The following is a 12,673-nucleotide window of genomic DNA, read 5'->3' on the forward strand; positions in this document are numbered from 1 at the left end:
ATTGCCGCACCATATACAGGTCACAGCCATATGTCATAAATTTTGAATAAATAAATAGATAAAAGTGATATTTAAAATTATCGCTTTATTATGCCTGTACAGTATTTTCCTTTATTTACAGACCTATTATAATATTATCCGTCGAGGAATACTTTATTTTTTCTGCTGAATTAAGAACCTAATATTTGAATTTTTGCAATAAACTTGCAGGAATTTGAAAATAACTAAAATATAAAGGAAATATCAGCTGATATTCCCCTTATATTTTAGTTATTTATTTTTTATCGTTAATTTACAAAGATAGTCCAAATTTTTATATTGAATCTCGCCAACCCGGCATTTTCGATAAGTTTTCGGAGCCATTCCCACAATTCTTTTGAAAAGATTATTAAAATAGCTTACATTATCATAGCCTATAAACATACTAATTTCCGTTATACTTTTATCAGTGCTGATCAAAAGTGACTGGGCCTTTCCTATCCTTCTGTGAATGATATACTGTATAGGAGAGAAACCGATCCGTTTTTTAAATTGGTGAGTCAGGTTCGACGGACTCATATGAATCATTTTGGCGAGAGCATCAATATTTATGTCTGTAAGATAATGGTTGTCCATATATTCTTTTAAATACAGGATAAAAGTATCTTTTTTGCTCTTTTGAGTAATATTTTCCCATGGAGCCTGATAAACCAGTAGAATCATAAGCGCACTGACAGCATACTGGCAGAAGATCTCGGCATGAGTACGATCCTCAGAAATCTGTTCATGCATGCTCTCAAAAATATTTTCCACGCGGCCTGCCAACGCTTGGCAGTGCAAAACGGGAGAAATGCCGTCACTGATCAAATGGCCGGGCTTAAGCCCATCAAGCTGTACTCCGCTCAGACCGCAATTAAAAAACTCCATGCCTTTTTCCGGATCTGACCACTCATCGTGCAAAACGCCCTGATTATATATGAGCAAATCACCGGCAGTTATATGAAAAAGTTGATTTTCAATGCGAAACACACCTTTTCCGGCGTAGACGTAAAGCAATTCAAGATTTTCCTCATGTGAATGCAATGCCGTAGGAATTTTTGTCTGAGTACGATCCGCTTTACAGACGTAAAGCAGACGAATGTTTTTTTCAAAGCCAGACTGAAATAATTTTTTATTATAATAAACAACAGTCATAAAAATCCTTCTTTGTTTCGCAGTATATGCCGAACATTTATAATTATGTTCTCTAAACAAAAACATATGATAATATCCTGTATTTATTATATAAAATTTATTGCTCAAATTCATCTATAAATTTATTTTTTTTCAAAAAATCTTATAATTCTGGACAAATTAAGAATTGCGCTATAGTATTTCTTAATACCGGAAAAGGTTAATCCACTTTGAAATCATTTTCAAGCTGTTCTAACGTTCGTCCTCTCGTCTCAGGCATAAACAGCTGAACAAAGATAATTGCGCAAAGCCCCATGATAACAAAAACAGCAAAGGTCAAGGACAACCCCAGTCCATTCAAAAGAATGGGAAAAGTGAAACTTACTGCGAAATTACCTATCCATTGGAAAAAAACAGCCATGCCTGTACCGGTCGCTCTCATGCGAAGAGGAAAAATCTCCGAACACATAAGCCAGGTAACAGGAGATACGCAGCTTTGCTGAAAAGCCAGAAAGGTAATCGTCAGTCCCAACACATAAAATGGAAGCTGTGACGAATGTGGTGCGAAATGTGATATCAAGGTAATCCCAAGCATACAGACAGTGGTACCTGCCAGCCCCAGTGTAAGCATCGGCCTGCGCCCTATTTTGCCAACCAAGTAAAGTCCGAACAAGCCTCCTAATACAGAAATTACACCGTTGCCGATATTTCCTATCAATGCTGCCTGAGTGCTGAATCCTGAAGATGTCAGTATCTGCGATCCGTAAAACATTATTGAATTTACACCGGTAATCTGCTGGGTAATAGACAGTCCGATACCAAGGAATAACAATCGGCGTATCCACCTTGTTTTCAGATCACTCAGTGTAAAATTTTTTCGGTTCTCTTCCTTGCTCAGCAAATCCTGCAATTCATTAAGTTCGGCAATTACCTGTTCTTTTGTGGTACGTGTTTTATGAAGTACTGACATGGCTTCACTGATACGGCCTTTTGCTACAAGCCAGCGGGGACTTTCATCTGTTTTCAGCATACCTGCAAACAATGCGACTGCCGGTATAGCGGCAACAGCGATCATATACCGCCATACATGCGATGTATTGCCAAGCTGAATAGCCAGAACAGCGTTAATGATGAAAGCCAGCAGCTGTCCGGATACGACGACCAGATCCATCAGCCCGACCATGCGGCCTCGCGTTTCTTTAGTGGCTATTTCCGCCAGATAAATGGGGACGGTCACAGAAGACGCACCGACAGCTACTCCGAGTATAAAGCGAAATGCTATCATAATATAAGCATTAGGGGAGAGGGAGCAGCCTATAGTCGCCAGAAAAAACAAGATGGAAAGATATAATAGATTTTTCCGCCTGCCAAGCAGGTCGGCCAACCGCCCGCCAATAAGACAGCCGAGTGCCGCGCCAAGACCTATTGCTCCCGTAATTGCTCCCTCCAGCACAGGAGATAAATTAAGCTGATCCGGTCTCGCCATAAAGGGAAGCGCACCATTTACAACACCTGTATCATAGCCGAAAAGCAGGGAGCCGAAAGTAGCCACTAAGCCGATCAGAATGACATATTTTTTCGGATCTACTCGTTTGGACAATATATTCACCTCTTTTAATTATAATCTACCCAGCTGCTGCCGTTGACCGCCGATTCAACACATTTTTCCACCCACTTGACCCCCTGAGCACCGGCATGGATATCAGGGTACCAGAAGTCGACTTTCTTTCCCTTTCCGGCAGCCTGCATAGCGATGGCAAAACGACGGTAAAGGTTGGCCCAGGCATCGAAAAGTCCTTCGGAGTGTCCGCCACTGATACGATCTTCCCTGCGAGCTTCCGGATATAGATAAGCACCGCCGCGTTCAAGAATTCTTACCGGCTCGCCTTCCACCTCATAACTCATCTGGTTAGGTCGTTCGTCAAACCATTCTATGGAGGCTTTGGAGCCAATGATGCGGATTTTCTGCCCGTGCAGCGCTCCGCAGTTTATAGCTGATGACCAGCATGTAGCCTGAGCACCGCTTTCCAGGTTCATAAGAACAAACGCATTGTCTTCCAACTGACGGGTTTTAACAAAGGATTTCGTCAGGCATAAAAGGTTTTTGATTTTAAAATCAGAGACCATAGTTTCGGCGAGAAACAGTACATGTGTACCGACATCACCCAGAACAAAGGAAGGTCCTGCCGTTTTAGGCTCCATACGCCATTTCGCAGCGGGATCTTTTTCCTCTACGGTACTGGCATAGGCACCGTAAGGAAACTGCATTCTTATAATGCGTATTTCTCCCAAATCACCGTGCGATATCATCTGACGTCCCTGCTCGATCAATTCATGCCCGGAATATCCATAAGTAACGCCCACTACCAGATTTCTGGAATCCGCCAGCCGGACCAGTTCCTTTGCCTGCGCATGAGTAAAGCAGAGCGGTTTTTCGCATACGGCATGCAGACCCGCAGTCAGAGCGGCTTTGCATATTTCATAATGAGTGCCGTTGGGTGTGGCTATGGAAACAGCCTCTATACCGTCCGGGCGTTTGGCTTCTTCGGCAAACAATGTTTTGTAGTCGGGGTAGCAGCGTTCCGGAGCAACGCCCAGCTGGATGCCAAAATCCCTGCCGCGTTCGGGATTAATGTCAAAAGCGCCTGCGAGCAGCTGAAATGAATTGTCGCGTAAGGCGGACGAGCGGTGAATATAGCCGATCTGGCTGCCTCTGCCGCCGCCGACCATAGCCCAGCGTATGGGATGATCCAAAATTTTCTCTCCGTTGATCATAAAAAAAGAACCTCCTTAGGATTTGCTGTAAATAAAATTTTTATTTCAGGCGAAGCTCTTCATTTACATCAGGACTTCGCATTGAAAAACATATGATACGATCATTTGTCGATATGGGTCCCGACTCTCAAAAACCAATGCTTTTTAAGTAATCAAGGCTTGCCTTTACGTCACGCAGACTGGTCTGGGAATTTCTCGGATCGCGCTCCTGCTCGATCGTGATATAGCCGGAGTAGTTGATTTCCTCGATCAATAATTTGTGTATTGAAATGTAATCAATATTTCCTGTCCCGATCGGGCACATTGAACCCTTGGCGCATCCGTCGAAAAAGCGGATATGCTCTTTCATCACCTGTGCATATATCTTCTGGTTTATATCTTTAAAATGGATATAGTCCAGGCGGTCAGCATACTTTCTTAACCATTGCACAGGGTCCATGCCGGAATATTTCAGATGACCCGTATCGAGACAAAAACCTGCTTTTTCACAGGGGATGTCCGATGCGGCTCTATCAATCTCGTCAGCAAATTCTATATACCCGCCGGCATGGGGATGCAGCACCGGACGCACTTTCCACTTTGCAGCCCGGTCGCATATACCGATAATGTGCCTTATCATGTTTTGCCAGTCACTGCTCTTCAACCTGGACGCACGCCCGGAATGTCCGGCGGCAAAATCCCGCTCATCATGCCCCCAATCCATTATTGTCAAGTATGGTGCGGGAAAATGCTGTCCTTTCTCAGTAGGAAGTTTAGGCAGCCTTGTAATTATGGAACAGATATCATCTGTCTGTTTTAAAAGATTACCGAAATTTTCCTCACTTACCAAGTCATCAAATATAGTCCCAGCGACAATAGAGATGCGGTTTTTTTCCAGTTCGCGGCTCACGACATTGATATCAAGCGGCAGATATCCGTATGGACCAAGCTCTATTGCCGTATATCCCGCCTGAGCGGCTTCGGACAAAACTTTCTGCCAGGCCGGCAAATAAGGATTTCTTACATCATCAATCCCCCAGCAGCATGGAGCCCCGGTAATGTGTATTGTCAAAACAAATCACTCCTTTTACATTTATTTTTGATGCACATATAGTTTAACAAAAAAATAATCAAAAAAATTCCAAAATATTGGCTAATTTTTGATTATTTTATATCATCAATAAAGTTTTTTTCATTATCTTGCTGTTTCTCATATCTGTTCACAATTTTCTGGTGCGAACCGGACAATATACGTCAGTCTGCTGCACCTAAATATTCTGCAGATAAAATAAAAATCATGTTATGTTCGCAGATCGGCATGCGAATCAGCAGATATAAAACAAAGTAAAACTTCTGACCCGCTGATAGATCTGTCCGGGCAATATTATCCATGCAGAATCAGATCACTGCGCACAATTTTTTTAAATTGCAGAAAAAATATGCTTATAATTTAGAAATTATTTATAAAATACAAAATAAATAAAAAAATACTTGACATTCTTTTTTTATAGTGCTAATTTATATTCAATAATTATTCATAAATTAATCATAATATTATCAGAAAGGTGACTGAATATGAAATTAGCATTTGACGTAGATGTTTTGGCAAAACAAATGGGAATCAGTGACATGGTACACAAGGTATCAGCATGGGGGTATAAGTATATTGAACAATCACCGCATCCCAGAATAAATCCATTTTACAAGCATCCAAAATTCAGCCGCGAATGTCAGGCAGAATACAAAAAAGCCTTAAAGGAAACCGGTGTTGAAATTTCTTCCTTTATAGTAGTGTATCGCTGGTCCGGCCCAACGGAAGAACAGCGGCAGATCGCGGTAAAAAACTGGAAAAGAATGATAGAGATAGCCGTCGATATGAATGTTTCTGTTATAAACACGGAACTTTCAGGTGATCCTCACCAATCGGAAATATGTGAAGGAATGTGGTACAAATCCATGGAGGAACTGCTTCCTATCATCGAAAGAGAAGGTATAAGGATAGAGATACAGTCCCATCCGTATGATTTTTGTGAAAACAGCAATGAATCGGCAGATCTGGTCAAATCTTTGCGCAGTGACAATTTAAAATATCTTTATTGTGCGGCGCATACATTTTTTTATGACAACGGCAAAGGTGACGTGAAAAGTATGCTGGACTATGCGGGAGATGATCTATCACATGTATTGTTTGCCGATACGATGAATCACACCAAAGACTGCCGATATATATTAAATCCTCCGGGGGTTGATGCGACAATCCATCAGCATCTGGGACTGGGTGAAGGGGAAGTCGATTTTGCGGGAATATTTGAAAAACTTCAGGAAATGAAATTTACCGATCGCAAATTTAAAGTCGGCGGTGAATCGATAGCCTGTGTATCACTGTTCGGCTATCCGGAAAAAATGGATAAACAGGCGTCCGAAGCACGGAAAATAGTCGAAAGAGGACTGGGCATTTGATATCAAGACAGCGGCGGCTGACAAAGCCGCCGTTTTTGATTATACACATAAGCATTTATTTTGATCATGATTTTTATTCCGACTAAAATTTGTATAGGAAATTATACGTGGAAAAAAACAGAGAAAAAACCTATATAGCACTTATAACGGCCACTGTATTCTGGGGTATACAGCCCTTATGCATAAAACTTATTATGGTATACTGGTCGCCCGCGGCATTGACCAGTATGCGCTACTTTTTCATAAGTCTTATTTTATTTTTCATAATCTATTTGCGCAGTGAACCCAGATTTTTTTTACCGGCTAAATTTGTCATACCGGTGCTGCTTATGGGGCTGACCGGTATAGCTATAAACAATATCGCTCAGTTTACAGGTCTCAAATATTCTACGATTACCAACTGCACGCTCATAGCCTCAGTCGGTCCTTCCATTACGGCACTCATGGCAGCAATATTTTTAAAGGAATGTCTCAGTTTTCTGCAATGGCTGGGTATTATACTGTCTCTATGCGGAGCATTGCTGTTGTTTACTGAAGGAAATATTGATATTTTACTGAATTTTTCTTTCAACCAGGGCGATATCTTATTTTTTATCTGTCAAGTAGTCTGGGCCTTATATTCATTCATTGGGGTAAAAGTAATGCAATCTCTGTCGGTTTTTCTGGTTACCGCATGGGCTGGATTATTCGGAGCGATACTGACTGCTGTTTATGCACTGTATACAGATGAACTATATTACACACCGTTGCCCCTGCCAGCAATCTACGCCTTCACTTTTATTGTGCTTCTCGGCGGAGTTTGTTCGATGGTATGCTGGAATATCGGTGTCAAGAATGCCGGCCCAAGTTTGTCGGCTGTTTTTGCCAATATAACACCATTAGTAGGAATATTCTGCGGGGTATGGTTTTTTTCCGAAAGTTTTGGTATGCTGGAATTCTTCGGTGCTGCCGCAATATTCGTCGGTGTTTATATGACCACCCATAACAGGCAGATAGCGGCCTGCTTCCAGCATTTACATATTTTATCCAATAAGGTGAATCATTGATAAAGTAAATATTCACCTCATATAGATGAAAAAATGAAGTAAACTTATATACAAATTTTTGTTCATAAATTAATCACAAATGTATAGACATTCAACAGTAACAATGCTATTATATACCCATAAACAAACAATTATATTATATATAAGAGGAGAAAAAAATGGCAAAAATACAATTAGGTATTTGTCCGATTGGCTGGACAAATGATGACATGCCGGATTTAGGAAAAGAAAACACTTTTGAACAGTGTATAAGTGAAATGGCGCTGGCAGGTTTTACGGGCTGCGAGGTCGGCGGAAAATTTCCGCGCGACATAAAAATATTGAAAAAAGCATTGTCTCTTCGCAATATGAATATTGCCAGTGCATGGTTCAGTTCATTTTTGACCAGTAAACCATATGAAGTAACCGCCAAGGCCTTTATTGAACACCGGGATTTTCTGCATGAAATGGGTGCGAAAGTTATTGTTGTGGCGGAACAGGGAAACAGCATCCAAGGGCAAATAGAAACTCCACTGTTTGCCAGCAAGCCGCATTATACTGACGAACAGTGGAAAACCGTACCGGAAGGGCTCGATAAGCTTGGACTGCTTGCCAAGGAAAAAGATATGACGTTAGTATATCATCATCATATGGGAACAGGTGTGCAGACAGAGGAAGAAATCGATAAGCTTATGGAACTGACCGATCCCAATCTGGTGTCATTGCTATATGATTCGGGCCATCTGGTGTGCTCCGGAGAAAATCATCTGCGGGTGCTTGAAAAACATATTAACAGAATCAAGCATGTTCATTTGAAAGATGTTCGTAAAAAACTGGTAGACAAAGTAAAAGAAGAAAATCTAAGTTTCCTGAAAGGTGTAAGAATGGGGATGTTTACCGTTCCCGGTGACGGCGATATCGATTTCGGTCCAATTTTTGACATACTGAATAAAAATGATTATACCGGATGGGCATTAGTAGAAGCTGAACAGGACCCTGCTGTTGCCAATCCGCTTGAGTACGCTCAAAAGGCCCGCAGCTATGTGAAAGAAGTATCCGGATTATAATGCTGCACCAAAATAAATAAATATTCTAAAATATATAAATGCTTGGGTAGATATACAAATAAAACTCAGGCATTATTTTATTTTAATGTCTATCCGCCGATGAAAAAACTGCATGAAAATCTGTGTGCATACTTGATTATCACTTATTTTTGCATGGAATTTTTTCCGGAGAAAAATTGCCTTTTAAAATCAATATGTCTGGTAGAGGTCATGATAATATGTATAATTTAAAAAAAATTATCAGCAATTCATCTGAAACAGGTACAGATTGCAGACTGAAGCATCGTTTTGCAGCAATTGTTTTCGGCAATATCATAATGAGTCTGTCCATAAGTATGATGCGCCTGAGCTTATTCGGCAATGATCCGTTTTCGTGCATGAATTTAGGCTACAGCATATTGACAGGGCTGACGTTCGGTAAATGTGTGATAATATATAATTGCATAATAATCCTGTTTGTGTTTTTACTGGATAAGAGTTTTATCAATATAGGAACTTTGATCAACATGTTTTTACTCGGTCCCGCCAGTGATATTTTTTATGACATATTGCTGATATTATTGGGCAGCAACAGCAGTCTGACCATCCGTATTATTTTATTGCTGCTGGGTATTTTGATATCATGTTATGGCACATCCGCATATATATGTTCAAATTTTGGCATGGGTCCATATGACGCAGCAGGATGGATAGTAGAGAAAAAATCTAAAGGCAGAATAAAATTTCGTTATGCACGTATTTTTTGGGATTTTTTATCAGTTTCTATCGGTTTTTCACTTGGCAGTATAGTAGGAATTGGCACGATCATAATGGCTTTATTCACAGGACCTCTGATTTCTTTTTTCAACAGGAATATAAATATGCCTCTGATTTATGGCAAAAATGATAATTAATCTCAGAAAATGTTATTTATCTGTCTTATACCTGTTTATACGTATATATTTGGCATAACCTCTTAAATAAAAATGTGATATAATCAAAATTACAGGCGCACTGCTTTTAAATAGCAGCACGCCTGCAGGTAAAATAATTGCATTTGCTTTATAGTTTAAGGAAAGGTGATAATAATATGCCAAATATAATAATAAATGATGTTTTAGAAGAAAAAATTAATGCCATTACGCATGGCATAGGCGCTTTTTTTGCGGTAATCGCTCTTATCGTACTTATTGCCAGAGCTTATTTGGACGGCGGTTTGTGGCAGATGGTCGCGGCTGTGGTATATGGTGTATCATTGGTGCTCTTGTATCTTGCTTCTACTCTTTATCATAGTTTTTCCCGCAGACGAGTGAAGGAGATTTTAAAATTCTTTGATCATGCCGCTATTTACATATTAATTGCCGGCAATTACACACCCTTTACTCTGATACCGCTGCATGGCACTTTTGGTTGGGCCATATTCGGTATTATCTGGGGGCTGGCATTGGCAGGAATTGTTTTCAAGATTTTCTTTGTAAAAAGGTTCAAATTTTTTTCCACTTTATGCTATCTTCTGATGGGATGGCTGGCGATCTTCATGGTAAAGCCTCTGCTTGCTGTACTGCCTGCCGCTGCAATATACTGGCTGGTTGCAGGCGGTCTGTTATATACAATAGGCACGATTTTTTATTTGGATAAAAAAATTCCCTATAATCACGCTGTATGGCATCTATTTGTAATAGGAGGCAGCGTTTCGCATTTTATAACAGTTTTCAAATATGTAATGCCCATGCCGGTCATGTGAACATTTTATTATGATTCTTGCGTAACCCAGATAAAAAAGGCTACACAAACATTTCTTGTTTGTGCAGCCTTTTCATCTTTTCAGTTGACTTGTAAACCGTTATTCATCCAAAATATTTACAGTTTAAAAATTCTCTGCCGAAGTCTGTGTCTGCCTGCCTGTTTTCCTGCCGTAGAAAAAGTAATACAAAATGAAACATACTACTGCAACAGCACCGGCGACAGCATATAGCTGCTGAAAAGCCATAAAATCTCTGAGACTTCCAAGAATATACGGTCCCACGCCTATCCCCAAGTCCAAAGCTACAAAATAAGTAGACAGCGCAACACTGATACGATGCGGCGGAGTGAGCTTAATGCAGACTGCCTGCCCGTTTGACATGAATGTACCGTACCCCAGGCCGACCAAAGCCCCCGACAAAAGCAAAGTAGCTGACGTGCCTGTCACACTTAAAAGAAATAAACCGGCGGCCAGAAATATATAACAGGGATACAACACATAATTTTCACCCTTGCGGTCAAAGATCACGCCTGTCATCGGTCTTGTAATAGTAATAATAACAGCATACACTACAAAGAAAAATGTTCCGGCATCCACCAGATTTATTTCCCTTGTATAGGCCGCCAAAAAACTTAATACGCTTGAATAAGCGAATCCCATTAAAAATCCTATTATCGATATTACCATAACACGTGATTCCACATAATTATCCAACGTACATTTTTTCATTTGCTTTCTTTCAGCCTCAGTGAGATTCATTTCTCTCACTGTAAGAGTAAAGCATCCTGCCACGCATAAAACGATCAGTGCCACACAAGTTATTATAATTACATTGAAGTTTGCTATCAGCATCAAAAGCATACCTAAAAATGGTCCTATAGCCGCGGCAAGACTGGTACTGAGTCCATAATAGTTTATTCCCTCACCGCGTCTTTCTTCCGGAATACAGCTGGCAATTATAGTATTTGTAGCCGTCGAAATAACGCCGTAAGCCATCCCATTCAAAAAACGAACGACATACATAACAGCCAAATTAGGAATATAAAAATACATCAGCGTTGTCACTAAATAAAATATAATGCCAAAATATAAAGTCTTTTTTCTTCCATATAGTTCAATTTCTTTTCCAAGCTGCAGTCTCGCCAGCAGCGTACCCAGGATAAAAATACCTGAAGCCAGCCCTGCCTCACTCAAAGAAGCATTCAGCTGCTCTTTCGCTACTACAGCTATTATAACCATTAACAAATAGTAAATAAGATATACAACAAAATTTATACCGGTGTCCAGTACGAAATCCTTGTTAAATAAGGAACCTTTGCTCATAACCACATCTCCATTTTTACTTTTACTTCTCTTTCCGGCTGCTGTTCCCAAAGGCAGCATGTTCTAAAGCCCTTCAAAACAAGGTTTTTGCACTTCGAAATGAGTTGATATCGCCTATTATATACTCCGGAAATGGGTTTGTATAACAAAAGAATTAGATACCTGTCATAAAATTATATTATGCCGATGCAATGAAAAAGGCAGCGGAAATTCCATTCTTTTCATAGAACTTCCGCTGCCATATTCATCTGTTTGTATATAATTTCTGTATATAATCAATAAATACTTTCATTATTTTATATTTAGGATTGCTCTTCTTATACATCAAATAGCATTTTAAATTAAAGGAAGGCGCCATGTCATAATAACCGTCCTCTATTCCCACTGCATTCAAAAGACGTTCTGAAAGCACAGCCCCCGTCTCATTCTGCTGACAATAATTCATGATGGCATACGGAGTAGAGAGCCAAGCCTTGACTACGGGTGTTTTTTTATTGACCGTAAAATAATTTTTTATAATTGAATTCATTAAATAATGCGGTGCATACTGCACTAAAGGATACGAGGCTATATCCTCTATTGCCAGCTCATTTTTCTGAGAATTGAAATGTGGCGCATAAAATACCATTTTTTCATTGCAAAAGAATGTTCTTTCATATTTTGCCACATCCAGCTGGGACATATAAAATGTTGATATTATATCAAGTGACCCATCTTCCAGCTGACGAAAAAGCTCATAAGCTTCCAAATTATAAACATTTATTGTCAAATCCGCATTATGTTTTTGAAAATATGACAAATGCTGATTCATCAAAACATCGCCTAATGACATCAAAGCGCCTATGTTCAACGGCATTGTTTTCCCTTTTATCTGTTTCATTTCATAAACGCATTCAGACAGCTCGCCTATAACTTTCTGAACATGCTGAAGGAATTTCTCTCCCGCTTCAGTCAGGTCGCTTCCTCTATTTGAGCGGACTATAAGCTTAACCCCCAGAAGCTCCTCCAGTTTCTTCATCTGAAAACTAAATGCCGATTGAGTAATATTTGCCTTTTTTGCTGCTGTTGTAAAATTTCTGACCTTGCCGTAAATAATAAAATTTTCTAATTGCTGAATACTTGGCAATTGTTCCATTCATATCCTCCAATAGCCCTATTTCCCTGCAATG

General features: G+C 40.0%; 11 protein-coding genes. 5 read left to right on the forward strand and 6 right to left on the reverse strand.

Annotated features, from left to right (window positions below; genetic code table 11):
* Positions 1–270: 270 nt before the first annotated feature.
* The 4 genes from NXG61_RS14175 to NXG61_RS14190 all read right to left on the reverse strand — a co-directional run bounded on the left by NXG61_RS14175 (position 271) and on the right by NXG61_RS14190 (position 4,978).
* Positions 271–1,173: a helix-turn-helix transcriptional regulator gene (locus tag NXG61_RS14175; protein WP_196605589.1), complete on the reverse strand. Its 903-nt coding sequence runs from the start codon at positions 1,171–1,173 to the stop codon at positions 271–273.
* 199 nt (positions 1,174–1,372) lie between these two features.
* Entirely contained in the window at positions 1,373–2,761 is a 1,389-nt protein-coding gene (locus tag NXG61_RS14180; protein WP_307224391.1) for a sugar porter family MFS transporter, read from the reverse strand.
* 5 nt (positions 2,762–2,766) lie between these two features.
* Positions 2,767–3,927, reverse strand: a complete 1,161-nt coding sequence (locus NXG61_RS14185) for a Gfo/Idh/MocA family protein (RefSeq protein WP_196605591.1) — start codon at positions 3,925–3,927, stop codon at positions 2,767–2,769.
* Positions 3,928–4,054: 127 nt separating this feature from the next.
* Positions 4,055–4,978 carry a sugar phosphate isomerase/epimerase family protein gene (locus NXG61_RS14190; protein ID WP_307224393.1) on the reverse strand — a complete coding sequence of 308 codons (924 nt, stop codon included), beginning with the start codon at positions 4,976–4,978 and terminating at the stop codon, positions 4,055–4,057.
* A 503-nt stretch (positions 4,979–5,481) separates the two neighbouring features.
* Between NXG61_RS14190 and NXG61_RS14195 the strand changes: the two genes are divergently transcribed.
* From NXG61_RS14195 to trhA, 5 genes are all read left to right on the forward strand, one after another.
* Positions 5,482–6,366, forward strand: a complete 885-nt coding sequence (locus NXG61_RS14195) for a sugar phosphate isomerase/epimerase family protein (RefSeq protein ID WP_196605593.1) — start codon at positions 5,482–5,484, stop codon at positions 6,364–6,366.
* Between the two features lie 107 nt (positions 6,367–6,473).
* Positions 6,474–7,412 carry a DMT family transporter gene (locus tag NXG61_RS14200; RefSeq protein WP_307224395.1) on the forward strand — a complete coding sequence of 313 codons (939 nt, stop codon included), beginning with the start codon at positions 6,474–6,476 and terminating at the stop codon, positions 7,410–7,412.
* 158 nt (positions 7,413–7,570) lie between these two features.
* Entirely contained in the window at positions 7,571–8,458 is an 888-nt protein-coding gene (gene iolE / locus NXG61_RS14205) for a myo-inosose-2 dehydratase (RefSeq protein ID WP_307224397.1), read from the forward strand.
* Between the two features lie 218 nt (positions 8,459–8,676).
* Positions 8,677–9,351, forward strand: coding sequence for a YczE/YyaS/YitT family protein (locus tag NXG61_RS14210; protein ID WP_196605595.1), 675 nt, complete (start codon positions 8,677–8,679; stop codon positions 9,349–9,351).
* A 176-nt stretch (positions 9,352–9,527) separates the two neighbouring features.
* Positions 9,528–10,181: a PAQR family membrane homeostasis protein TrhA gene (trhA, locus tag NXG61_RS14215; protein ID WP_307224401.1), complete on the forward strand. Its 654-nt coding sequence runs from the start codon at positions 9,528–9,530 to the stop codon at positions 10,179–10,181.
* A gap of 123 nt (positions 10,182–10,304) precedes the next feature.
* Here the strand turns inward: trhA and NXG61_RS14220 are convergent, their stop codons facing one another.
* Both NXG61_RS14220 and NXG61_RS14225 read right to left on the reverse strand, forming a co-directional pair.
* Positions 10,305–11,504, reverse strand: a complete 1,200-nt coding sequence (locus NXG61_RS14220) for an MFS transporter (protein ID WP_196605597.1) — start codon at positions 11,502–11,504, stop codon at positions 10,305–10,307.
* A gap of 244 nt (positions 11,505–11,748) precedes the next feature.
* A complete protein-coding gene (locus tag NXG61_RS14225) occupies positions 11,749–12,639 on the reverse strand; it encodes a LysR family transcriptional regulator (RefSeq protein WP_196605598.1) in 891 nt (296 codons plus the stop codon).
* Between the last annotated feature and the right edge of the window lie 34 nt (positions 12,640–12,673).

This window comes from Pectinatus haikarae, assembly GCF_050916305.1.
Lineage (GTDB): Bacteria > Bacillota > Negativicutes > Selenomonadales > Selenomonadaceae > Pectinatus > Pectinatus haikarae.

What these genes read in the sequence shown, in the direction of transcription:
- NXG61_RS14175 (WP_196605589.1), bottom strand. Translation starts at nt 1,173, where the DNA reads ATGACTGTTGTTTATTATAATAAAAAATTATTTCAGTCTGGCTTTGAA.
- NXG61_RS14225 (WP_196605598.1), bottom strand. Translation starts at nt 12,639, where the DNA reads ATGGAACAATTGCCAAGTATTCAGCAATTAGAAAATTTTATTATTTAC.
- iolE (WP_307224397.1), top strand. Translation starts at nt 7,571, where the DNA reads ATGGCAAAAATACAATTAGGTATTTGTCCGATTGGCTGGACAAATGAT.
- NXG61_RS14185 (WP_196605591.1), bottom strand. Translation starts at nt 3,927, where the DNA reads ATGATCAACGGAGAGAAAATTTTGGATCATCCCATACGCTGGGCTATG.
- NXG61_RS14220 (WP_196605597.1), bottom strand. Translation starts at nt 11,504, where the DNA reads ATGAGCAAAGGTTCCTTATTTAACAAGGATTTCGTACTGGACACCGGT.
- NXG61_RS14210 (WP_196605595.1), top strand. Translation starts at nt 8,677, where the DNA reads ATGTATAATTTAAAAAAAATTATCAGCAATTCATCTGAAACAGGTACA.
- trhA (WP_307224401.1), top strand. Translation starts at nt 9,528, where the DNA reads ATGCCAAATATAATAATAAATGATGTTTTAGAAGAAAAAATTAATGCC.
- NXG61_RS14195 (WP_196605593.1), top strand. Translation starts at nt 5,482, where the DNA reads ATGAAATTAGCATTTGACGTAGATGTTTTGGCAAAACAAATGGGAATC.